The organism is Kribbella sp. NBC_01245 (assembly GCF_036226525.1).
GTDB lineage: Bacteria > Actinomycetota > Actinomycetes > Propionibacteriales > Kribbellaceae > Kribbella.
This window is the reverse complement of sequence record NZ_CP108487.1, coordinates 2,878,477-2,902,065: the sequence shown is the minus strand read 5'-3', so window position 1 is coordinate 2,902,065 and position 23,589 is coordinate 2,878,477. Positions and strand designations below refer to the sequence as shown.

Below are 23,589 nucleotides of genomic sequence, written 5' to 3'. Positions count from 1 at the left end.
ATCCGTCGGATCGGATTAACGCCCGGTCGACGGCAGGTCGATGGTGGTTGGGAGGGAGGGGGCTAGGAAGGTTAGGAGGTGGTTGGCCTCGGGGAGGAGGTCGTCGGTGGGGAGGGGGGCTAGTGGGGTTACGCGGAGGGTGGCGTCTGTGCGGGTGACTGTGGCCTTCCACCAGGCGGCTACGAAGCCGTCGATGAGGACGGTGCCGCGGACTATGCCGTTGATGGTGATGATTTCGCGGCGGTGGTCGTTGGCGATCACTCGGGTGCGGTCGGCGTGGGAGAGCAGCAGGTTGTCGAACTCGGCGACGAAACGTACTGGTGCTGGTACGTCTTCGGAGGGCAGCGAGAGGGACGCTAGGTCGAAGAGTTCGCGGCCGTCGGGTGCCGAGTAGGTGCGGAGTTGGGGGCGGAGGCGGGTGAAGACTTCGGTTAGGCGGGTTAGGCCTGACCAGGCTTGGGCGTCTTGGATGCTGGCGGGGCCGAAGGCCTTGAGGTAGCGGAGTACCAAGTCGTCGATTGAAAGTGACGGCGACGGATTGTCTGTGCCTAGCCAGTTGGTGGGGGTGGTCAGGGTTGGTTGGCCGGCTTTGGCCCAGAGGCCGCGTGGGGGGATTTGGACGCAGGGGACTAGGTCTCGGACTGCGCGGGAAAGGAGGGCGGGGTCGTGGCCGGGGTAGGCGTCGGCTAGGGCTGCGGCTAGTTGGGTGGGGTTTAGGGGCGACTCGGAAAGTAGGCGCGTGCCGACTTCGACGAGGGAAGGTGCGGCGGCGGCAGCGGCGGCGACGGGTTTGTTTGACGCGAGGCCGCGGCGCATCACTTCGGCTACCAAGGGGCGGATGGCGAGGGCGTCGTTTGCCTTGACCAGGTGGATGGTGCCGCGCATGAGGACGATCCGGCACACCTCGCGTGAGGTCATGAGGTCGACTAGTTCGTCGGGTTTGAAGCCCGATAGACGTGACCACAGGCCGACATAAGGGGCGAGGGGGGATTGGGACTGCATGCCGACCAAATGGTCGATCATCGCGAGGGCGGAGCCGGTACGGCGTTCGAGCAGGCCTTGCCGGTCGAGCAGCGCGCGGTTGAGTTGGCGAAGGGTCAGGCGGTCCGTCATGAGATGAACCGTAGACGCGAACCGGGCAATGCGAAGGCGAGCAGTTCGTTGCCCTCGGCCTCGACCGACTCAAGCGCCGCACGGGATAGCGAAGTCACCGGCTCGACCTCCAGCCCTTTGTCCCCGCCAGTCCGGACCAGCTTCCACAATGCGGCGACCCGGCCGTCGTACAGCACGGCGCCCCGGCTCATCCGCTCCTCGATCAGTAGTCGGCCGCGCAGGGTGTCGTCGAGGAACCGGGTCCGATCGGCATGCGAGAGCAGTACGTTGTCGAACTCGGGCACGAACCGCGTCGGCGCCGGCACATCCTCGTCGGGCAACGAAGAAGAGGCCAGATCGAAGAGTTCGCGTCCCTCCGGCGACAGGTAGACGCGCAACTGGGGCCGGAGGCGATCGACCACCTCGCCGAGCCGGGTCAGACCGGACCACGCTTGTACGTCGAGAACGCTCGCCGGGCCGTACGACTCGAAGTAGCGCAGTACCACGTCGTCGATCGGCATCGCCTCGACTGGTTTGCCGAGCCAGAGGTCGGCCGTCGACATGGTCGGATTGCCGCCCTTGCCCCAGATCCCGCGCGGCGGTACCTGGATGGTGGGGAGCAGGCAGCGTACGGCGTGCGCGAGCGAAGGCGGTTCGTGGTTCGGCCAGAGCGGGCCGAGCGCCTCCCGGAACTGGACCGCCGTCCGCGGCGCCTCGGCCATCAACGCCTCACCTGCCGCGAGCAGTGCGGGGATGTCGAGGCCTTCGAGGCGCTGACGGCCGTACGTCTGGTTCTGGTAGATCTCACGGTCCATACACGGTTGGACCAGCGGCCTGATGCCGAGGAAGTCCCGGCTCGACATCAGGTGGATCGTTGCCCGCATCATCGATCCGCGGACCGCCTGCCGGCTCTCGAGCAACGACGCGAGGTCGTCCGGTACGAAATTGGTCAGGCGGGTCCAGAGACCGACGTACGGCGCGAGCGGCATCTGCGCTTGCATGCCGAGTAGGTGCTCGATCGCGTCGAGGGCGGTGTGGTCCTGCCGTTCGAGCAGCCATTGCCGTTGCAGGGTGGCGCGATTGAGGGCACGAAGGCTGAGGACATTCGTCATGCTGAAGACTGTAAAACGAGTTGCGGTCAGCTGTTGTCCTAAAGGTCTGCCAGGATCGGATTCATGCTGGAGACCTCGGCAAGACTCCTCAAGCTGCTCTCCCTGCTCCAGTTGCACCGGGAGTGGACCGGCCCGGACCTGGCCGAGCGGATGGGCGTCAGCACCCGTACGGTCCGCCGCGACGTCGACAAGCTTCGTGAGCTCGGCTACCCGGTCAACGCGAGTACGGGCATCACTGGCGGCTATCGCCTCGGGGCCGGCTCGGCGCTGCCGCCGTTGCTACTAGACGACGAGGAGGCTGTAGCGGTCACAGTTGGCCTCCGCTCGGCCGCCAATTTCTCGGTCAGTGGGATCGAGGAGACCTCCGTACGCGCTCTAGCCAAGCTCGAGCAGGTGCTGCCCTCACGTCTACGACACCGGGTGGACGCGCTACAACGCTTCATAGTCGCTACACCCGGCACAGGTCCCACCGTCGACCCGTCCTTGCTAGTGCTGCTTGCGGGCGCCTGCAGGGATCACGAGCGTCTGAGGTTCGACTACCTCGACCACACGGGCACGCCCACCTTGCGGAGTACTGAGCCGCACCGCCTCGTCACACGCGGCCGCCGCTGGTACCTGGTGGCCTGGGACGTCGATCGCGACGACTGGCGTACGTATCGCGTCGACCGGATCAAGCCGCGTACGCCGATGGGCCCGCGTTTCAGCCCGCGTGAAGCGCCTGCCGAGGACCTCGCGTCGTACGTCACCAAGGGGGTTTCGACGGCGTCCTGGCGCTACCGGGTCCGGGTGCGGCTGCACGCGTCGAAGGAGGAGATGCTCGCCCGGTTGCCGATGTACGTCGGCGACTTCGAGGCCATCGACGAGAACACGTGCGAGTTGTCGACCGGTTCGGACAACCTCGAGATGTCGGCCGGATACCTGGCGATGCTCGGTGTCGGCTTCGACGTGATCGAGCCGCCGGAGCTCAAACCCGCACTGCAGACCATCGCCGACAGACTCACCCACGCCGCGACAGCCTCACCAAGGCCGCGGTGACCAGAAGTTGATCGAACTGCCCCGGAGTTGCCCCGAATTGGCAAGGAACCTTGCTTCCCCTCAGCCGTGTCGGCGAACTAGGGTCCGAACCGTTCGTAGTCGTACGAACACACCGAATTATGGGAGGGAAAGAGCATGGCGAAGAGCGTGTATCGCCGCAAGGCGATCGCGGCCGCCTCAGCCGGCTTTGTGGCAGTAAGCCTGGGGTTGTCCCTGACCAACGCCGCGGGGGCGGCACCGGCGAGTCAGGAGGCGACCACCGAGAGCGGGCAGGCGCTGAAGTTGATCCGTACCAAGACTTCATTGCTCGGAAAGCACTACTGGTACCAGCAGACGTACAACGGCCTGCCCGTGATCGGCGGATACCTCGCCCGGCACGTCGACAAGGCCGGCAAGGTGACCGCGATCAAGGACGGCCGCGACGCCGTACCCGCGAACCTGTCGACCAGCGCGAAGGTCCCGGCCGAGACCGCGACCGATACGGCGAACGAGGCCGTCGCCGAACGCGCCGCCCGGAGCCGCGGCATCGGCGGCAAGAACACGACGCTGATCCCGACCGCGACGCACGGCACCGCGCAGCTCGCCGTGGTCGGCGGCAAGAACGCCCGCCTGGTCTGGAACGTCACGTCCCGCTCGGCCGAGGGCGTCACCCGTACGCTCGTCGACGCCAAGTCCGGCGCGGCAGTCGAGTCGAAGGTGATCACCCGCAACGCCGACGGCCGCGGCACCGTCTTCGATCCGAACCCGGTGGTCAGCGAGCGCAACGAAAAGCTCCAGGACGCGGACGACGCCAGCACCGACGAGTTGTGGCCGGCACACAAGAACGTGGTGCTGCGCAACCTCGACGGCAACGGCAAACTCGAGGGCAAGTACGTCCGCATCGTCGCCGCCGAGGGCGGTGTGGCCGTCAGTGAGAACAACCGGTTCCTGTACGAGCGCGACGACGACCGATTCGAGCAGGTGGTCGCGTACTACCAGGTCAACCAGACCCAGGAGTACATCCACAAGTTGGGATTCACCGAGGTCAACAACGAGTCGCAGGACTTCGAGATCAACACCTTCACCGGTGACAACTCTTTCTACGACCCGTCCACCGACACCATCACGATGGGTTCGGGCGGCGTCGACGACGGCGAGGACGCCGAGGTCATCTGGCACGAATACGGTCACGCCATCCAGGACGACATCGTGCCCGGGTACGGCGAGTCGCTGCAGGCCGGTTCGATCGGCGAGGGCTTCGGCGACTACTGGGCGGTGACGATGTCCGTGCCGGTCAGCCGCGGTTTCGATCTGCCCTGCGTGATGGACTGGGACGCCACCTCGTACACGGTGGAAGAGCCGCACTGCCTGCGTCGTACCGACACGGGTAAGACCATGGACGACCTGGTCGGCCAGGTGCACTCCGACGGCGAGATCTGGTCGCACGCCTTGTGGGACATCCACAACGCGCTTGGCCGGGACAAGGCCAACAAGGTGATCCTCCAGGGCACGTTCTTCTACGCCCCGGACACCTCCTTCGCCGACGCCGCGCGGGTCACCGTGCAGTCCGCGCGTCTGCTCTACGGCAAGGCGGCCGCCGAGAAGGTCACCACCGCTTTCAAGGCTCGCAAGATTCTCTGAAGGCTGTACGGACGCGGGGCTCGTGCCAATGCGGCGCGGGCCCCGCGTTCCGTCTGGATAGGGTGATGGCATGAGGTGGAGCGAGCGGTTGATACCGGATCTGACCGGGCGCCGGGCACTGGTGACAGGGCCGACGAGTGGGCTCGGGTATCAGACCGCGCTGGCGTTGCTGCGCAAGAACGCCGACGTGGTGATCGCCGGGCGCGACCCCGCGCGGACTGGCGATGCCGCCCGTCGGCTGGCCAGCGAATCCGGGCGTACGCCGGACGTGCTCGAGCTCGATCTGGCCGACCTGTCGAGCGTGCAGACCGCTGCCGCGAAGGCCGTCGCGTCGTACGAGTCGCTCGATCTGCTGGTCAACAACGCGGGCGTGATGGCGCCACCGATGCGCCGGACGGCCGATGGGTTCGAGCTGCAGATCGGGACGAATCACCTCGGCCATTTCGCGCTGACGATGCGGCTGGTGCCGTTGCTGGTGAAGGCGCCGGCGCCGCGCGTGGTGACGGTCAGCTCGTTCATGCATCGCACCGTGCGGGGGATCAGCCTCGGCGATCTGCGCGCGGCCGGGCATTACAGCCGCTGGGACGCGTACGGGAAGTCCAAGCTGGCGAACGTCCTTTTCATGTACGAGTTGCAGCGCCGCGCCGGTTCGTACCTGAGCAGTTTTGGCGCGCATCCGGGCTTTGCCTCGACCGAGTTGCAGACGACGGGCCCAAGCCTGGGCGGGGTCAACCTCGAGGCCCGGGCGCTGAAGGTCGCGACGGCCGTCATCGCTCAACCGGCCGCGGCCGGCGCCTGGCCCAGCCTGTACGCCGCTACCAAACGCGATCTGCCGCCGGGTTCGTTCGTTGGGCCGGGGTTTGCCGAGTGGCGCGGGACTCCGAAGGTCGTCCAGGCCTCGCGGACCGCGCGCGATCCCGAGCTGGCTCGCCTGCTCTGGTCCTGGTCCGCCGACGCGACGGGTGTGGACCTGCCGCTGTGACCGGAGCCGCTGTGACCGGAGCCTTGGTGACCCGCGAGTAGAACTCGTCGGTAACGAGCTAGTGACAACCCCGTAAATCCGTGGCTACTCTGCGGTAATCGCCCAGGTCCCGCCCGCCCGGAGGTTGCCATGCGCAGGGTATTTGTAGCCTTCTTGCTCGTTTTAGCCTCCATCGGCGTCGCCCCGCCGGCGACCGCGCAGACTGAGGCGGCCGGGTTCGCCATCGAGTACGAGCGGATCCCGGGCTGGGGCGGGACCGGCATCGGCGCGGCGGTGCTGACGCCGACAGGCCAGGGGACTGGGCCGTTTCCGCTGGTGGTGATGCCGTCGAGTTGGGGCGTGCCGAACCTCGAGTACGTCGGTCAGGGCGCGAAGCTGGCGAAGGCCGGGTTCCAGGTCATCTCGTATTCCAGTCGCGGCTTCTGGGACTCCGAGGGCGGTATCGACATCGCCGGGCCGCCGACGATCGCGGACGTGAGCGCGGTGATCGACTGGGCCGACACGCATACTCCGGCCGACACGACCCGCGTCGCCGCGGTTGGCATCTCGTACGGCGCCGGGGCCTCGCTGCTCGCGGCGGCACGTGAGCCGCGGATCAAGGCAGTCGGTGCGTTGAGCGGCTGGGCCGACTTGATCGCGTCCCTGGATCCCAATGACACGGTCAACTTCCAGGCAGTCGCGGCGTTACTTGCCCTGGGCAACATCACTGGTCGCCCTGGTCCCGAGATGGCGTCGCTGCAGACGAAGTTCATCACCGGCGAGATCGATTCCGCGATCACCGAGGCCAAGGCGCTCGCGCCAGTTCGGTCGGCGTCGACCGTGGTCGACCGCATTAACGCGAATGGCGCCGCAGTCTTCCTCGCGAACGCCTTCGAGGACTCGATCTTCCCACCCACGCAGTACACCGACTTCTTCACCCGGCTGACCGTGCCGAAGCGGCTGCACTTCGCCCATGGCGATCACGCGACGCCCGAGGGGACCGGCGCGGTCGGGCTGCCGAACGAGACGTGGGACGAGTTGGCCGGATGGCTGCGGCACTACCTCACCAGTGCGGCGAACGGCGCGGACGCGGAACCACCCGTCCAGCTGAAGTCCCAGCGCGGAACGTGGCGCGGGTATCCGGATTGGGCGAGCGTCGGCACCACGCGTACGTCGTACCTGACGAAACCTGCGGGCCTGAGCCGTACGGGCGGGCTGGCCGGTGTGCCGTCGGGCGACTGGTCTAGCCGGATCGGCGCGGGTGTTCCGACTGTGGCCGATAGCGGGATCATCCTTGTTTCCGGGGCTTTGCAGGGTTTGCTGTCGATCCCGACTGGGGTTGCGACCGGGCTGGTGGATCGGAGTTTCGCCGGCGTTTGGTCGGGTCCGGCGTACTCGTCGAAGACCATTGTGAACGGGTCGCCGAGGGTGCATCTGACCGTGACGCCGAGTGCGGCCGATACGTCGCTGTTCGCTTATCTGTACGACGTCGACGCGTTCGGGTTTGGCTCGCTGGTGGCGCACAAGCCGTTCAGTCTGCTGGATGCGACGCCGGGGCTGGCGAAAACGGTCGACTTCCGGTTGGAGTCCACCAGTTGGGAGGTGCCCGCGGGGCATCGGCTCGTGCTCGTGGTGGACACGGTCGATCCGCGCTATCGCGGTCTGAGCAAGCTCGGGGGTTCGGTCAGCTTCAGCTCGCCTGCTGGTGATCCGTCTTGGCTTTCGGTACCTATCGCTGCGTAGTTTGCAATCGTGGTTGTAATCCTTGCGATTTGGGATCGCCTGCGCCACTGTGTGTGGTCGGACGATCACCTACTCGGAGGATTTCATGGTTACGAGCCGCCGTCGTTTCCTTGGTCTGACCGCTGCCGCCGCGGCCGGTCTCACTCATGCCGAGATCGCGCAGGCATGCCGCCGCGTGACTTCGACGATGTACGTCGGGGCGTACACGTCGCAGGCGGGTGGTGGTGCCGGCATCGGGTTGGCCAAGTACGACACGGCGTCGGGCAAGGTCACGTCGACCGGGTCGCTGACCGGCGTGGCTGATCCGTCGTTCGTGATTCTCGCGCCGGGTGGGCGATTCATGTACGCCGTGAATGAGCAGGAGAACGGCGGCGTCACGGCCATCGCGGTCGACGCGCCCGGGAAGTTGCGGGTGCTGAACCGGCAGTCCACAGGTGGGTCGGCGCCGTGCCATTTGGCGTTGGTTGCTGGGGGCAAGTATCTGCTGAGTGCGAACTACAGTTCGGGGGACGTGGCCGTTCATCCGGTCAAGGCGGACGGGAGTTTGGGGGCGCGGACGGATTTGGTGAAGCATGTGGGGGATGAGCCGCATGCCCATCAGGTCGTGGCGGATCCGTCCGGTCGGTATGTGTTGGCGGTGGATCTGGGGACTGACTCGGTTTACACGTACACGTTGAGTACGGCCGGGAAGCTGGCGTTGAAGTCCCAGGCGACGTTGAAGGCCGGCGCGGGCCCTCGGCATCTCGCGTTCCATCCGTCGGGGGCGTATGCGTATGTGGCGAACGAGTTGGACAGCACGATCGCGGTTTGTGCGTACGACGGGGCGAGCGGCAAGCTCACGCCGGGGGAGGTGCAGGCGACGGCACCGGGTGGTACGACGAACTACCCGGCTGAGGTGGTCGTGTCGCCGGACGGGCGGTTCGTGTATTTGACGAATCGCGGGCATAACAGCGTGGCGGTATTCGCGGTGGAGGGCGGCGGTGCGTCGTTGCGCCGGGTGGCGACTCCGTCGTGCGGTGGGGACTGGCCGCGGCATCTCGCGTTTGACCCGACTGGGAATCTGCTGTTCGTCGCGAACCAACGCTCCAACGGCATCACCAGCTTCCAGGTGGACAAGCAGACCGGCCTCCTCACTGCTGGCCCCACTTTCACCACGCCAGTACCGGTCTGCGTTCTGCCGGTCTAACCCCGGGGCAGGCGCTGCGCGACGACTTGCGTTCGGGTGGTGCACAAGACTGCGACGATCGGTCCCAATTTGCCGCTCTTCTGCTACCTGTCAGGTGCAGGCGAGCTTGCAGCGGCAAATTGGGACCGATCGTCGCAGTCTTGAGTGGGTGTGTGCCCTCTGGTGAGTAGGCGTGCGCGGTCTGGCTGAGGAGGTGCGCGGCTGCCCCTGGGAGGCCGGGTGGTGTTGGTTTTTGGGCGGGGTCTTGTTTTTCTGTCGTTGTAATCGTTGAATGACGTGCGTATCCGTTTGGTTACGTCGCGTGTCGGCAACGTTTCCAAGCGGTCCCGAGTCTCTCCGCCCAGACGAAGGAACGTGTCATGAAGCGATCGACCCGACTGTGGCGCCATCGCGTCACCGCGCTGGCCGCCGCCGGAGCCCTGGCCTCGACTGCGCTCGCCGGCGGCTCCTCTCAAGCCGCCCCTCTCACCAACACTTTCACCGCATCGCCCACCGACCCTGCTTCGGCCGCTGAGTCCGGCGCAGAGGCCGCCGAGTCCGGTGCAAAGGCCGCCGAGAGCGGTGTGAAGTCCGCCGCGAATGCTGGTGGTTGGCGGATGGGGGTGCCGCCGCTTACTACGCCGTGGACGAATGATGTGTCGCCCACCAACGCGCTGCCCGAATACCCGCGTCCTCAGCTCACCCGCTCGAAGTGGCAGAACCTCAACGGTGTTTGGGAGTTCGCCGGTGCGGCAGTAGGCGAAGCGCCGCCGATCGGGGAGGCGCTCGCCGAGAGAGTCCTCGTGCCGTACCCGATCGAGTCGGCTCTTTCCGGCATCCAGCGCAGCGAAGAGCGGATGTGGTACCGGCGTACGTTCGCCGTTCCCACCGACTGGAAAGTCGGCAAGGGCTACCGCCTCCAGCTCAACTTCGGTGCCGTCGACTACGACGCGAAGGTCTGGGTGAACGGCCGCCAGGTCGCCACCCATCGCGGCGGCTACGACGGCTTCAGCGTGGACGTAACGAACGTGCTGCGCCGGACCGGCCCGCAGGAGCTGATCGTCTGGGCCGAGGACCTCACCGACGCGACGTTCCAGCCGATCGGCAAACAACGCCGCACCGGCGACCACGGCATCTTCTACCAAGGCAGTTCCGGCATCTGGCGCACCGTCTGGATGGAACCAATCGCGACCGCCGCGATCGACCGCCTCCAACTCACACCAGATGTACCCGGCCAGGCGCTCAAACTAACGGCTGACACGAGCGGCCCGGCCGGGGTGGACGTGGAGGCAACGGCGTACGACGGAAGCAAGGTCGTCGGCCAGGTGCGCGGTAAGGCCGACACCCCGTTGAGCCTGCCGATCAAGAACGCCAAACTCTGGTCGCCCGACAACCCGTTCCTCTATAACCTAAGAGTCCGGGTTATAGACGCAGGCAAGACCGTTGACCAGGTCGGCTCGTACTTCGGGATGCGCTCGGTCGGCAAGGCGAAAGGGGCCGACGGCAAGCTTCGGCTGACGCTGAACGGCAAGATCCTGTTCAACCTCTCCACGCTGGACCAGGGGTTCTGGCCGGACGGGCTCAACACCGCGCCGACCGATGAGGCGTTGCGGTTCGACCTCGAACAGCACAAGGTGCTCGGATTCAACACCGTCCGCAAGCACATCAAGGTGGAGCCGGATCGCTGGTTCTACTGGGCCGACAAGCTCGGGCTGATGGTCTGGCAGGACATGCCGTCCTCGAAGACCGACGCGATGCCCGAGCCGTGGCGTGCGCAATTCAAGGCCGAGCTGCGCGAGATGATCGAGGAGCACAAGAGCTTCACGTCGATCACGACCTGGGTGCCGTTCAACGAGGGCTGGGGTGAGTGGATTCGCGAGGAGACCGGGCAGATCGCCGACAGCGTGAAGGCGCAGGATCCGTCCCGCCTGGTCAACGCACACTCCGGCGTGAACTGCTGCAACTCCAAGGGCGATTCGGGTCGAGGCGACATGATCGATCACCACGCCTACCTCGGCCCGGCGACGTCTTCGCCGGACGAGAACCGCGTCGCGGTCGACGGCGAGCACGGCGGCTTCGGCCTGAAGACGCCCGACCACATGTGGTTCGGCGACGGCTTCGCGTACGAGATGACGCCCGACAAGGCCACCCTCACCCGCCGGTACGTCGAGAACCAGCGCGACGTGATCCGCTCGGCCAACACCTGCGGCATCAGCGCCTCGGTCTACACCCAGATCACCGATGTCGAGGGTGAGCTCAACGGCTTCTTCACGTACGACCGCCAAGTCACCAAGATGGACGTCGCGCAAGTCCGTGCGGTGAACCAGGCCATCATCCGATCGGCCGACGGCACTGGTACGAACGGCCCGACCCCGCCACCCGGCACTCCCGGCGCCGACGGCATCCACTTCTACCCACTGAACGAATCCACCGGTACGACGACCGAGGATGTCGTGGGCGACGCGGATGCCACTCTGATCGGTGGTGCCGTTTTCGGGCCGGGTAAGAACGGCAATGGCGTCGCGCTCAACGGCAACGGCCAGTTCATCGACACCGGCGCCAACCTGATCGACACCAACGGCAACTACACCGCCTCCGCATGGGTCAAGCTCAACAAGGCCGACGGTGGATTCCAGACCGTGGTGAGTCAGGACGGCGATCGCGACAGCGCGTTCTTCCTGCAGTACTCCGGCGCCGACCAGCGCTTCGCGATGAGCTTCACCGGGCAGCGTGCACTGGCACCGACGAAACCCGTCGTCGGCCAGTGGTACCACCTGACCGGCGTGCGGGATGCCGCCCGCGGCGAGCTCAAGCTGTACGTCGACGGCGAGCTCGTCGCCACCCGCAGCGCATGCAGCCTGGACGCGTCCTCGGCCGGCAACACGGTCATCGGGCGCGGCAAGTTCGGCGGCAACCCGGTCGACCACCTAGACGGCACGGTCGACCAAGTTCACCTGTTTGATCGAGCCCTCACGCCCACCGAAGTTAAGACTCTGTACACGTCTGGCAACTGAGTGTTCCGTCGGTGGTGTTGGTCAACTGCTGGCGGCGCCCAGGCACGCACCTCGCGTCGTTGGAGAAGCAGCCACGATAAAGAGCATCGAGGCAGCTTCTCCGCCTAGCGATGCACGCACCTGACCACCGCCATCAGTCAACCAACACCACCGACGGAACACATTCGAGATGCGTCACCGGCGCTCCTCCCTGATGCTGGAAGGGATACAACCCGACCAGGGGAGGAGACCGGTGTCGACAACCGGCCGATCACCTGGGCCACGCAGCACCGCGACCAGCGGTTCGTGGCTTCGCTTCCGGCCGCCTCGGTACGGGTTCGGCGGCGGGCCGATCGGCCGACTGCCCGAGCCCGTGGGCGACGCACTGGCGCAGGCCACGATCGACTCGGCGTACGGCGCGGGTATTCGCTACTTCGACACGGCACCCCGGCACGGCCTCGGCGCCTCCGAACGACGTCTGGGTGAGGCGTTGTCGCGACACCCGCGCCGGGACTACCTGGTGTCGACGCGTGCAGGCGAGCTGATCGTCGACGGGAAGTTGGAGTACGACTTCTCGGCCGACGGGCTGCTGCGTTCACTGGCCGCCAGTCTCGATCGGATGGGCCTCGAAGCGGTTGACCTCGTCCTAGTTGACCAGGCCGAGCAGTGCTGGGAGAAGGTCTGCCCGGTGCTGCGCGAGCTCCGCGACCAAGGCGCGATCAAGGCCTTCGGCGTGACCACGCGGAAGCCTGATGAGCTGGCACCACTCGTGCGCGAGACGGACCTGGACGTCGTACTGCTGTCCGGGCGGTACACGTTGCTCGACCAATCGGCCGGACCGCTGCTGCACCTCTGCCGGGAGCGAGGTGTGGCCGTCATCGCTGGTGGCGTGTTCGGTTCGGGGCTGCTCTCGGGACAGGCGTCGGCCGCGGCCGACCCGGACCTCGTCATCCTCAGCCAACGCATCGCCGCTGTCTGCGAGCAGTACGGCGTCTCGCTCCCGCAGGCGGCTTTGGCGTTTCCGGTTCGCCATCCCGCCATCACCTCGATCCTGGTCGGGGCGGCGAGTCCGGCGGAGATCCGGTCCGACGCCAAGCTGGTTCGCCAGGCCGTACCGCCGGATTTGTGGCGGGAACTTTCCGACCAAGGCTTGATCAACGCCGTTTGACTCTTGCCAGGTTCGAGGCGGTAAGTAATTCTGAAGCCTCGAATTCCTGTGGGGGGAAAATGTTGAGCTTCAGTGCGTCTTCTTTGCGCGCCGTCATCCTGGCCGGCCTGATCGGGTCGTGTCTGGTGGCAGTACCACTTCCGGCTTCGGCCGTGACCATCACCGTCACCACGACGGCCGATGTCGTGAACGGGGGTGACGGGCTGACCTCGTTGCGTGAGGCATTCACCACTGCCGGGGCCAACGCCGTCGACGACACCATCGTGCTGGCGGCGGCTGCGACGTACCCGCTGGACGAATGTGTCACCGGGGCGCTCGCGCATGCCGATGACCACATCTTGGTTGTCGACGGCAACGACGCGGTGATCGAGCAGACCTGTGACGCGACGGCGATCATCGACAGCTCCGACCATGACGGCCGGCTGGTGCTGAACGATCTGGTCATCGACGGCGGGCCGAATGCCGCCGCGGTAGGGATCGAGGGCGCCGCGGTCCGGTCCGAGAGCGAGCTCGCGCTGACGAACGTCGAGATCCGGAACGTACTCTCGCCCGGCGGCAGTGTGGTCTGGTCGAGCTGGGACCACGGCATCACGCCGTACCGGGCCGCGTTGTCGAACGTGAACCTGCATCACAACACCGGCAGCATTCTGACCTGCGACAACTGCTCGATGCAGATCCTCAACAGCACGATCACCGACAACACGGGTTCGGGGGTGTCGCTGGTCGACGGATATCCGCTCGAGGTGTCCGGTTCGACCATCTCGAACAACACCCGGGTCGGCGTCAGCAGCAGCGGTCAGGGCTTCCCGACGAACCGGATGACGATCGACAACTCGACCATCCAGAACAACGGCCGCGGCGGGGTCCGATGCGGCAACTGCGGCACGCTCCTGATGTCGCAGAGCACCGTGACCGGCAACGGCCAGACCGCCGTGGACGCATCCGGTGGTGTCTTCTTCTCGGTGTCGCAACGGGACGGCATCGGTCCGGCGAGCGTTTCGGTCATCCTGTCGACGATCAGCGGCAACCGCAGCGTTGGCCCCGGCGGCGGGCTCTCCGTTCCGTCCGTGCTGGTCGAGCCGGGTGGCGGCGTCGCCGACACCAATCTCGACCGGGTGATTGTCGAGGACAACGAATCGACTGGTGGCGGTGGCGGCGTACATGTTGCCATCGGCAAGTACCACAGCTACCGCGGATCTCTGACGAACAACACCACTACGGGTAACGGCGGCGGCCTCAACTACACCGACGCGACCGGGCCGTACGACTTGACCCTCGACGAGACCGAGGTGCGCGGCAACAGCGCGAGCGGTATGGGTGGTGGCATCTACGCCCACCAGGTGACCGCCTTCGTGCACAGCGGTTCGGCCTTGGCCGACAACACGGCCGTGGGGGATGGCGGCGGACTCAAGCTTGGTATGTCGTACTCCGCGGACTTCGCCGACCACGAGATCAGCAACAACGATGGCGCGAACGGCGCGGGGCTCGACGTCGCGACCGAGGTGCTCAACCTCAACCGCGTCACCGTCGCGAACAACACGGCGACCGGGACCGGAGGCGGCGTACGCGTCTCGGCAATCGCCGCGGACGTCGTGAACAGCACGTTCAGCCATAACCAGGCAGCCACTGGTGGCGGTCTGGCGGCCACCACGGCGACCCTGGTCAACCTCAAGCACGTCACGATGGCCGATGACACGGCCACCACGGGTGCGCATGTCGCGGCGGTGCCCTCGGCAACTGTCCGGATTTCTCGCAGTGCGCTTGTCCTGCCTATTACCGGTACGTCGTGTGCTGGTATCGGTGGTGCGTTCGGCGGCGTGTCCGAGGGGTTCAACGTGCATCGCGACGCGACCTGCGGGAGTATCGCGTCCGACCTCGTGACGGCGGCGGACCCGCAACTCGGACCGCTCGCGCTGAACGACGGCCGGCTCACCCGGTTGCCCGCGGCAACGAGTCCGCTCGGCGGGCGGGTGCCGGTGGCGAGCTGCACGATCGCCGAGGACCAGCGCACGCAGGTCCGCCCCGCCGGTCCGAACTGCGACGCTGGCGCCCTGGAGATCGTCGAGTCGCCGGCGACACCCGATTCCAAGATCAAGGACCTGATCGCCGAGGTGAAGGCGCAGGATCTGCCGTCCTGGCTGGAGAACAGCCTGGTGCTCAAGCTCGAGCTGGCGAGGTTGGCGATCAAGCAGGGGCACACGCAGGCCGCCAAGGTCTTCCTGAACGCGTTCATCTATGAGGTCAAGGCGCAGTCCGGTAAGAAGATCCCGGCCGCCGTCGCCACCTCGTGGGTGACCAAGGCCACCGCAATCCGGAACTCGCTCTGACATCCCGTTGCTATCCTTGTCCGAGGTGCTGCGCTTAGGCAGCACCCCGGACGAGATGGCGCCGTACCCGGAACGGTAAAGACGACGCCCGCCTCCTGAGGAGGGGGCTGGCACATGCATATCGTCGACGTCATCGAGATCGCCGGTGCCCTGACCATTCTGGCCGCGTTCGCCGCGTCACAGGCCGGGCGGCTCGAGCAGCGCACTCGTACCTATCAACTGCTCAACCTGGTCGGTTCGGCGGTCCTCGCCGTACTGGCCGGGCTGCAGCAGTCCTGGGGCTTCCTGCTACTGGAGGGCAGCTGGGCGATCGTCAGCCTGGTCGGCCTGATCGCCGTACTGCGCAAACCCGATCGAACCTAGTAACGATCGGCCGGGTTGGTCGGGATGCTGCCCGAGCTCGGCAGGTTGGTCGGGATGGTGCCGTCGGTGCCACCCGGTGTGGGCGACGTACCCGGCGTCGTCGGGCTGCCGGTCGTGGACGGGCTGCCGCTCGGGCTCGTCGACGGAGTGCCCGGCGGCGGGGTCGTCGGGGTGATCGTGACCGTCACCGTGTTACTCGGCGGCGGGATCAGCGGATCGGGATCGACGTTCGGTTTGTCCTTGAACAGCAGCCACGCGATCAGCAGGGCCGCGAGCATCAGCAGCAGCATCGTCACCAGCGACAGCAGGATCGCCAGCCAGGACGCGGACTTCAGCGCGGCCGGCCAAGGTAGCGGCCACAACCGGAACAGGCCGGGCCGGCGTCGCGACTCCCAGTAATGCAGGAAGTCGGGGCCACGAACCTTGCCGAGCTGCGGGATCCGGTCCATCAGTACGGCGGAGAGGATCTCGGCGCCGTGCCGCTCGGCGATCTGCCGCGAGTCCTCGCTGGAGCTGCTGCCGTTATCCGCGACCACCGGCCCGACCGCGGCCCAGAGCGCGAGATCGTCGTCATCGTCGGTATTGCGGCCGACGATCAGGTCGGCCGGCACCTCGTCGACCGCGCGCTCGAACCGCTCGCGCGCCGCGGCGTCATCGGCCGAACCCTCGGCCATCATCGCGACGACCGCGTGCATGCCGTCCTCGTTGCGGGCCGCGTACAGATAGCCCGCCGGGGTGACGGACAGCCGGCCGCGCAGCCAGAAATCACCGACGCGGGGCGGGTCCTCCGGCTGCAACGGCAGCGCGGTCGGGACCTCCTGCGCGGGTACGGCGGGACGGGACTCGGTCGCGGTCATCGGGACAATCCCACCACATCGGTGGTAGCAGCGCCCGTCCGGCACTGCCGCGGGTTTGCGGTAAGAGGCAGGATGGTGGCGAGCAGCACGGGCTCGCGGGCGGGATGAGTCGTCACCGGACCCGGGCATCTGATGGAATGGCGGCAGGTTCACGCGAATGCACTGGTCCTGGACGGACCGCGGAAGGACGACAGGTTTATGACTGAAACCACGGCTCTGGCAGGGTCGGTGGCCCAGCAGTCCCAGTTGATCGGCGAAGCGATCAACGAGGTCAAGCGGGTCATCGTCGGCCAGGAGCACATGGTCGAGTCCCTGATGGTGTCGCTGCTGGCCAAGGGCCACTGCCTGCTGGAGGGTGTGCCCGGTGTCGCCAAGACGCTGGCGGTGCGGACCTTCGCACAGGTGGTCGGCGGCTCGTTCGCGCGGATCCAGTTCACGCCCGACCTGGTGCCGTCGGACATCGTCGGCACCCGGATCTACCGGCAGACCCGCGAGGCCTTCGACATCGAGCTGGGCCCGACCTTCGTGAACTTCCTGCTCGCCGACGAGGTCAACCGGGCGCCCGCCAAGGTGCAGTCCGCGATGCTCGAGCTGATGGCCGAGCGCCAGGTCTCCATCGGTGGCCAGACCTTCCCGATGCCGAAGCCGTTCATCGTGATCGCCACCCAGAACCCGATCGAGTCCGAGGGCGTCTACCCGCTGCCCGAGGCCCAGCGCGACCGGTTCCTGGTCAAGATCGACGTCCCGCATCCGCGCGGTCACGAGGAGTTCGAGATCCTCCGCCGGATGAGCGTCGACCCGCCCCAGGCGCGGCAGGTGCTGCGGCCGGAGACGATCATGGAGCTGCAGCGATCGGCCGAGCAGGTCTTCGTGCACAACCTCGTCGCGGAGTATGCCGTTCGTCTGGTGATGGCGACCCGGACCCCGGCTGACTTCCACCTGCCCGACCTGGCCCCGATCATCGAGCTCGGCGTCAGCCCGCGCGCGACCCTCGGCCTGGTCTCGGCCGGCCGGGCGCTCGCGTTGCTGCACGGCCGCGACTACCTGTTGCCCAGTGACGTCCAGACCGTCGCGCTGGACGTGATGGGGCACCGGCTCGGCCTGTCGTTCGACGCCGTCGCGGACAACATCGACCCGCGGGCCGTGGTCGAGCGCATCCTCGCGACCGTGCCGCCGCCGCAGCCGGTCTGGCGCGATGGTGCCGACAACGGTGGCCGTCCCGAGTTCGTCTGATCATGTCCCCACAAAAGCCGCGCGATCCGCGAGCCGCCATGACGATTTCGCAGCTCGCACCCGAGCGCGCCCTGCGACGGCTCGAGCTGACCGTCGTACGGCGCCTCGAGGGATACCTGCACGGCGAGCACCTCGGCCTGCTGCCCGGCCCGGGTACGGAACTGGCCGAGGCCCGCGAATACCAGGTCGGCGACGACGTACGGCGAATGGACTGGGCCGTCACCGCGCGTACGACGGTGCCGCACGTGCGGGACCTGATCGCCGACCGCGAGCTGGAGACGTGGGCCCTGGTCGACCTCTCCGCCTCGATGGACTTCGGCACCTCCCAACTGGAAAAGCGCGAGCTCGCCGTCGCGGCCGTCGCCACGGTCGGGTTCCTCACGCATCGCCTGGGCGACCGGTTCGGCGGGCTGATGCTGCGCGACTCCACCCTTCGTCGCTGGCCCGCGCGTTCGGGCCGGCTCGCGTTGTACGGGTTGTTGCGGGCGTTGCTGGCCGAGCAGGACAACGCGGAGCACCAGGCCCGCAGCGACCTGGCCGGCGCGATCGAGTCGATGGCCCGGACCCAGCGCAAGCGTGGTCTGCGGGTGATCGTGTCCGACTTCCTCACCCCTGAGGACGGCGAGACCGACCGGCGGCTGGAGCCGTCCTGGGAGCGCCCGATGCGCAAGCTCACCGCGCAGCACCAGGTGCTCGCGGTCGAGATCGTCGACCCGCGCGAGATGGAGTTGCCGAACGTCGGTGTCGTCATGATCGGCGACCCCGAGACCGGCGCCGTCCGCGAGATCGACACCCGCAAACGCCGGGTCCGCGAGCAGTACGCCGCGGCCGCACTGGCCCAGCGGGAACGAACCCGCGCCGCCCTCCGTAGGGTAGGAGCAGGACACCTGGTGCTGCGGACCGACCGGGACTGGGTGGCCGACACCGTGCGCTTCGTGCTGACCTACCGGCGGGTGGCCCAGCGCCTGCACCAACCGCCGAAGGGAGTGGCCCGCTGATGCAGTTCATCTCACCGGGACGACTCTGGTTCCTGCTGCTGATCCCGATCGTCATCGCCGCGTACTTGTTCATGCAGCACCGCCGTTCGCAGTACGCCTTGCGCTTCACCAACATCGCCCTGCTGGACCGGGTCGCCCCGCGCCGGCCGCAGTGGCGCCGGCACGTCGCCGTGGTGATGGCGTTGTTCGCCGCGACGGCCTGCATCGTCGCGTTCGCGCAGCCCAAGGACGAGGTCAAGGTGCCGCGCGAGCGTGCCACCATCGTGGTCGCGATCGACGTCTCGCTGTCGATGATGGCCACCGACGTAGACCCGAACCGGCTCGAAGCCGCGAAGAGGTCCGCGAAGAACTTCGTCAACCAGCTGCCGACCAAATTCAACGTCTCCCTGGTCAGCTTCGCCGGTACGGCGTCCATTATCGTGCCGCCGACCACCGACCGGGCGACCGTGCAGAGGTCGATCGACGGTCTGGAGCTAGCCGAGTCGACGGCCACCGGCGAGGGCATCTTCACCTCGCTGCAGGCGCTCACCCAGGTCCCACCGGACCCGGACCACCCGAACGACCCGGCCCCGGCCCGGATCGTGCTGCTGTCCGACGGGAAGCGGACGGTCGGCCGAACGGCCCAGGAGGGTGCGCAGGCCGCGAAGGAGAAGAGCACTCCGGTCTACACGATCACCTTCGGTACCGACTCCGGCTTCATCGAGATGGACGGCATGCGCCAGCGGGTGCCACCGGACCGGGCCGAGCTGCGGACCGTCGCCGAGATCACCGGGGGAGAGGCCTACACGGCCGAGTCCGCGGGTGAGCTCGAGGACGTCTACAAGGACATCGGCTCGTCGGTCGGATTCGACGAGGTGGACAAGGAAGTCACCTCCCGCTTCGCCGGTATCGCCATGCTCTTCACCCTCGCCACCGCGGGTGCCGCCGTGGCCCTCGCCTCCCGCTTCCCATAGTGGGTTAGGGGCTAGCAGCAACCGGACCGTGATGTGGTTCTACGGCCCGGTTGCTGGTGTCGTTGGGGGTGGTGGTGCAAGATGTACTAGCTGTCGTCTGTCGAGACACGAGTTGTTCGAGAACGCTGGGGAAGGCGCCCCTCGAACACAGGAGGTCCCGGTGGCGACGACCCGTGGCGTGCTTTACGTCCACACAGTGCCGTCCGCGCTGTGCCCACATGTCGAGTGGGCGGCGGGCGGCGTACTAGGCGTGCCCGTGAAACTCGACTGGACGCCCCAACCCGCTGCCCAGGGCAACTATCGTTCCGAGCTGTCCTGGCAGGCCGAATCCGGTACCGCGTCCAAACTCGCCTCGGCCCTGCGTGGCTGGGCGAAACTCCGCTTCGAGGTGACCGAGGAGCCGGCCGGCGGGATCGAAGGCGAGCGCTACTCGTTCACTCCGACCCTCGGTATCTTCCACGCGACCACTGGCGTCCATGGCGACATCATGGTGCCGGAAGATCGCCTCAAGGCCGCGATGCTCAAGGCGGCCACTGGCGAGGTTGATCTGAGTGACGAGATCGAGCGCTTGCTCGGCCGTCCGTGGGACGACGAACTCGAGCCCTTCCGTTATGCCGGGGACGGCGCACCCGTCCGCTGGCTGCACCAAGTGGTCTGACCGTCACAATGAGCGCCCGAAACCGCCGAATACTGAGAATTTCCGGGGAGTTCGAAAAACGCTGCAACTTTTCCCGGACCTGGTGAGTCTTACTAATCACTAGGGCGGGAGGGGCCGTGGCCGCTGGGCCACCGGGTGCAGGGACACCCCGGTGACCGACCACAGCGGCCGCACCACCTGAAGCGAAGGCGCGAGATCCCCCACGGATCCCGCGCCTTCGTCTTGCCCACCCACTCCCGCGCCCCACGCGCTCCACCGCGCCTCACGCCTCTGCCGCTGGCGCGCCCCTTCCTGCTTTGCGTTCATTGGTCCGAATCCGCCCGCCCACGCAGGCGACCAAACGACTCGCCGCGGTTAGGGGCGAGCGGATGCAGACCAATGAACGCAAGGGGAGGGAAGGGGCGACCTCGACGCCGTGAGGAGGAGGCGTGTCAACGCAGGGGGCGTGCGGTGCGGTGGCTAGAGGGGGATGTTGTTGTGGTGGCCGCGGCGGGGGCCGTTGGTGGATTCGGCGGTGGCGAGGGCGGCGGCTAGGGCGGAGCGGGTGTTGGTGGGTTCTACGATTTCGTCGACTACGCCGATTTCCTGGGCCCGTTGGATGCCGCCGGCGATCTTTTCGTGTTCGGCGGCGAGCTCGGCCTCGACCTGGGCGCGCAACTCCGGTGCGACTTCGGCGAGCTTGCGGCGGTGGAGGATTCGGACGGCCGCGACTGCGCCCATGACGGCGACTTCGGCGCGGGGCCAGGCGAAGACGCGGGTCGCGCCGAGGGAGCGCGCGTTCATGGCGATGTACGCGCCGCCGTACGTCTTGCGGGTGACGAGGGTGACGCGCGGTACGACCGACTCGGCGAACGCGTGCAAGAGCTTTGCGCCACGTCGTACGACGCCGTCCCATTCCTGGCCGACGCCTGGCAGGTAGCCCGGGACGTCGACCAGCACGACCAGCGGTACGCCGAAGGCGTCGCACATGCGGACGAAGCGCGCGGCCTTTTCCGCGGAGAGCGCGTCCAGGCAGCCGCCGAGGCGGAGGGGGTTGTTCGCGATCACGCCGATGGTGCGACCGCCGAGGCGGCCCATCGTGGTGACGATGTTCGGGGCCCAGCGCTGGTGCAGCTCGACACCGGAGCCTTCGTCGAGTACGCCGCCGACCAGCGGGTGGACGTCGTACGCGCGCTTGGCCGATTCCGGCAATAGGCCGGACAGGTCGGTGTCGGGTACGTCGCGCGAAACCGTGCCCTGGTTGCCGAACAGGTCGGCCAGCCGGCGGGCCTCGGCGAGAGCGGAGGCCTCGGAGTCGGTGGTGATGTGTACGACGCCCGAACGTCGGCCGTGCGGCTCGGGCCCACCGAGGCGCAGCATGTCGACGTCCTCACCGGTGACCGAGCGAACGACGTCCGGTCCGGTGACGAAGATCCGGCCTTCGGGTCCGAGGATGACGATGTCGGTCAGCGCTGGGCCGTAGGCGGCACCACCGGCGGCCGGGCCGAGCACGACCGAGATCTGCGGGATCTTGCCCGAGGCCTGGGTCATCTCGTAGAAGATCTTGCCGACGGCGTGCAGGCTGAGCACACCCTCGGCCAGCCGCGCGCCGCCGGAGTGCCACAGGCCGATGATCGGCAGTTCCTCAGCCCGCGCGGCCTGGTAGGCCTTGACCACGACGTCACAGCCCTCGTCGCCCATCGCGCCACCCATCACGGTGGCGTCCGAGCAGAACGCGATCACCCGCGCGCCGTGAATGGTGCCACGCACGGCGAGCATCCCGGACAGGTCGTCCGGCGTGAGCAGCTCCAGCGTTCCCTCGTCCAGCAGGTTGGTCAGCCGGGTGACGGGATTGCGCGGGTCCTGCTCACGCGGCAGCTTGACGGGTTTGGCAGCGCCGACAGGGGCGGCGGGGGCTGTGGTCATCGTGGTCTCCGAATCAGTGCGGCATGAAGAATCAGAGCGACTTCAAGAACCTCAGAACATCTGAAGAACCTCAGAGCGAACTGAAGAACCTAAGAACCTCAGAGCGACTTGAACGCCAGTGCGACGTTGTGGCCACCGAAACCGAAGGAGTTGTTCAGCGCGGCGATATCCCCGTCGCCCAGCTTGCGCTGTTCGGTCGCGATGTCCAGGTTGATCGCGTCGTCCGGCTTGTCCAGGTTGATCGTCGGCGGCACCACCCGGTGGTGGATGGCGAGCACCGTGGCGATCGACTCGACCGCGCCGGCCGCACCGAGCAGGTGACCGATCATCGACTTGGGTGCGGTCGCGACGGCCCGGTCCGCGGCACTGCCGAGAGCCGTACGAATGGCCAGCGACTCGGCGATATCGCCCTGCGGGGTGGAGGTGGCGTGCGCGTTGATGTGCACGATGTCGCCGGCCGCGAGGTCGCCCTCGATCAGGGCACGCTGGATCGCGCGGGTCGCGCCCGCACCGGTCGGCTCGGGCTGCGCGATGTCGTGACCGTCGGCGGTCAGACCGGCGCCCGCGAATTCGGCGTAGATCTTGGCACCACGCGCGACGGCATGGTCGTACGACTCGAGCACGAGCACGCCGGCGCCCTCACCGAGCAGGAAGCCGTCGCGGTCGAGGTCCCACGGCCGGGAGGCGCGCTCGGGGTCGTCGTTCCGCTTGCTGAGCGCCATCATCTGGCTGAAGGCGGCCAGCGGCAGGGCCGTGATCGAGCCTTCGGTGCCACCGGCGACGACGACGTCGGCGCGGCCGAGGCGGATCTGGTCGGCGGCGAGCGAGATGGCCTCGTTGCCGGAGGCGCAGGCCGATACCGGGGTGTGCACACCGGCGCGGGCGCCGAGCACCAGGCTCACGTTCGCGGCGGCGGAGTTCGGCATCAGCATCGGGATCGCCAGCGGCGAGACCCGGCGCGGGTTGTTCTTCAGGGCGTCGTAGTTGGCCAGCGTGGTGAGCAGGCCGCCGATACCGGAGGCGATCGCGACACCGAGACGCTCCGGCGCCAGACCGGAGTCGGCCAGGCCGGAGTCGGCCCAGGCCTCGTTCGCGGCGACGACGGCGAACTGGGCGTTGCGGTCGAGGCGGCGGGCCTTCACGCGCTCGAGCTTCTCGGTCGGTTCGACCAGGGCCGGTGCTGCGATCTGGACGGGCAGTTCCTCGACCCAGTCAGCGGTCAGCCGCTTGGCTCCGGACTTGCCGGCCAGCAGCGCCTCCCAGGTGCTGGGGACGTCGCCCCCGACCGGGGTCGACGCTCCGAGCCCGGTGACGACGACTCGGGTCTTCGACATGGTTACCCCATCTTTCTACTGGTTGAGACTGCTTCGACTGGTTGATGGCGAGAAGCTGCGGCCGCGGCCCGC

General features: G+C 67.3%; 18 protein-coding genes and 1 riboswitch. Of the genes, 13 read left to right on the top strand and 5 right to left on the bottom strand.

Going from position 1 to position 23,589, the window contains the following annotated elements; genetic code table 11:
• Positions 1-15 precede the first annotated feature (15 nt).
• The gene (locus tag OG394_RS12715; RefSeq protein ID WP_328995467.1) at positions 16-1,113 is read right to left on the bottom strand and encodes a winged helix DNA-binding domain-containing protein; all 1,098 of its coding nucleotides are present in this window, start codon (positions 1,111-1,113) and stop codon (positions 16-18) included.
• Positions 1,110-2,204, bottom strand: a complete 1,095-nt coding sequence (locus tag OG394_RS12710; RefSeq protein WP_328995465.1) for a winged helix DNA-binding domain-containing protein — start codon at positions 2,202-2,204, stop codon at positions 1,110-1,112. The genes OG394_RS12715 and OG394_RS12710 overlap by 4 nt, the downstream gene beginning before the upstream one ends.
• A gap of 63 nt (positions 2,205-2,267) precedes the next feature.
• On the opposite strand from OG394_RS12710, the gene OG394_RS12705 reads away from it, so the two are divergent.
• The 9 genes from OG394_RS12705 to OG394_RS12665 all read left to right on the top strand — a co-directional run bounded on the left by OG394_RS12705 (position 2,268) and on the right by OG394_RS12665 (position 15,579).
• Entirely contained in the window at positions 2,268-3,239 is a 972-nt protein-coding gene (locus OG394_RS12705) for a helix-turn-helix transcriptional regulator (RefSeq protein WP_328995463.1), read from the top strand.
• A 135-nt stretch (positions 3,240-3,374) separates the two neighbouring features.
• On the top strand, positions 3,375-4,859 hold the full coding sequence (locus OG394_RS12700; protein WP_328995461.1) for a M4 family metallopeptidase: 1,485 nt from the start codon (positions 3,375-3,377) through the stop codon (positions 4,857-4,859).
• Positions 4,860-4,929: 70 nt separating this feature from the next.
• Positions 4,930-5,841: an oxidoreductase gene (locus OG394_RS12695; protein ID WP_328995460.1), complete on the top strand. Its 912-nt coding sequence runs from the start codon at positions 4,930-4,932 to the stop codon at positions 5,839-5,841.
• 129 nt (positions 5,842-5,970) lie between these two features.
• Complete coding sequence (locus OG394_RS12690) at positions 5,971-7,563, top strand: CocE/NonD family hydrolase (protein WP_328995459.1); 1,593 nt, start codon at positions 5,971-5,973, stop codon at positions 7,561-7,563.
• 85 nt (positions 7,564-7,648) lie between these two features.
• Positions 7,649-8,749, top strand: coding sequence for a lactonase family protein (locus tag OG394_RS12685; RefSeq protein ID WP_328995457.1), 1,101 nt, complete (start codon positions 7,649-7,651; stop codon positions 8,747-8,749).
• Between the two features lie 359 nt (positions 8,750-9,108).
• Positions 9,109-11,742, top strand: a complete 2,634-nt coding sequence (locus OG394_RS12680; RefSeq protein ID WP_328995456.1) for a LamG-like jellyroll fold domain-containing protein — start codon at positions 9,109-9,111, stop codon at positions 11,740-11,742.
• Between the two features lie 232 nt (positions 11,743-11,974).
• Positions 11,975-12,889: an aldo/keto reductase gene (locus tag OG394_RS12675; protein WP_328995455.1), complete on the top strand. Its 915-nt coding sequence runs from the start codon at positions 11,975-11,977 to the stop codon at positions 12,887-12,889.
• Between the two features lie 59 nt (positions 12,890-12,948).
• Positions 12,949-15,216 carry a right-handed parallel beta-helix repeat-containing protein gene (locus OG394_RS12670; protein ID WP_328995454.1) on the top strand — a complete coding sequence of 756 codons (2,268 nt, stop codon included), beginning with the start codon at positions 12,949-12,951 and terminating at the stop codon, positions 15,214-15,216.
• A 22-nt stretch (positions 15,217-15,238) separates the two neighbouring features.
• A riboswitch (guanidine-III (ykkC-III) riboswitch) is annotated at positions 15,239-15,307 on the top strand.
• A 23-nt stretch (positions 15,308-15,330) separates the two neighbouring features.
• Positions 15,331-15,579 carry a CBU_0592 family membrane protein gene (locus tag OG394_RS12665; RefSeq protein WP_328995453.1) on the top strand — a complete coding sequence of 83 codons (249 nt, stop codon included), beginning with the start codon at positions 15,331-15,333 and terminating at the stop codon, positions 15,577-15,579.
• Here the strand turns inward: OG394_RS12665 and OG394_RS12660 are convergent.
• Positions 15,576-16,436 carry a hypothetical protein gene (locus tag OG394_RS12660; protein WP_328995452.1) on the bottom strand — a complete coding sequence of 287 codons (861 nt, stop codon included), beginning with the start codon at positions 16,434-16,436 and terminating at the stop codon, positions 15,576-15,578. The two genes, OG394_RS12665 and OG394_RS12660, sit on opposite strands and share 4 nt — an antisense overlap.
• A gap of 198 nt (positions 16,437-16,634) precedes the next feature.
• Between OG394_RS12660 and OG394_RS12655 the strand changes: the two genes are divergently transcribed.
• The 4 genes from OG394_RS12655 to OG394_RS12640 all read left to right on the top strand — a co-directional run bounded on the left by OG394_RS12655 (position 16,635) and on the right by OG394_RS12640 (position 20,278).
• Positions 16,635-17,669: an AAA family ATPase gene (locus tag OG394_RS12655; protein ID WP_328995451.1), complete on the top strand. Its 1,035-nt coding sequence runs from the start codon at positions 16,635-16,637 to the stop codon at positions 17,667-17,669.
• Between the two features lie 38 nt (positions 17,670-17,707).
• The gene (locus OG394_RS12650) at positions 17,708-18,667 is read left to right on the top strand and encodes a DUF58 domain-containing protein (protein ID WP_328995450.1); all 960 of its coding nucleotides are present in this window, start codon (positions 17,708-17,710) and stop codon (positions 18,665-18,667) included.
• Positions 18,667-19,620, top strand: coding sequence for a VWA domain-containing protein (locus tag OG394_RS12645; RefSeq protein WP_328995449.1), 954 nt, complete (start codon positions 18,667-18,669; stop codon positions 19,618-19,620). The genes OG394_RS12650 and OG394_RS12645 overlap by 1 nt, the downstream gene beginning before the upstream one ends.
• A gap of 160 nt (positions 19,621-19,780) precedes the next feature.
• Positions 19,781-20,278: a DUF3145 domain-containing protein gene (locus OG394_RS12640; RefSeq protein ID WP_328995448.1), complete on the top strand. Its 498-nt coding sequence runs from the start codon at positions 19,781-19,783 to the stop codon at positions 20,276-20,278.
• A gap of 459 nt (positions 20,279-20,737) precedes the next feature.
• Here the strand turns inward: OG394_RS12640 and OG394_RS12635 are convergent, their stop codons facing one another.
• Both OG394_RS12635 and OG394_RS12630 read right to left on the bottom strand, forming a co-directional pair.
• Entirely contained in the window at positions 20,738-22,183 is a 1,446-nt protein-coding gene (locus OG394_RS12635) for a carboxyl transferase domain-containing protein (RefSeq protein WP_328995446.1), read from the bottom strand.
• Positions 22,184-22,281: 98 nt separating this feature from the next.
• Complete coding sequence (locus OG394_RS12630) at positions 22,282-23,517, bottom strand: beta-ketoacyl-[acyl-carrier-protein] synthase family protein (protein ID WP_328995444.1); 1,236 nt, start codon at positions 23,515-23,517, stop codon at positions 22,282-22,284.
• Positions 23,518-23,589: the final 72 nt, after the last annotated feature.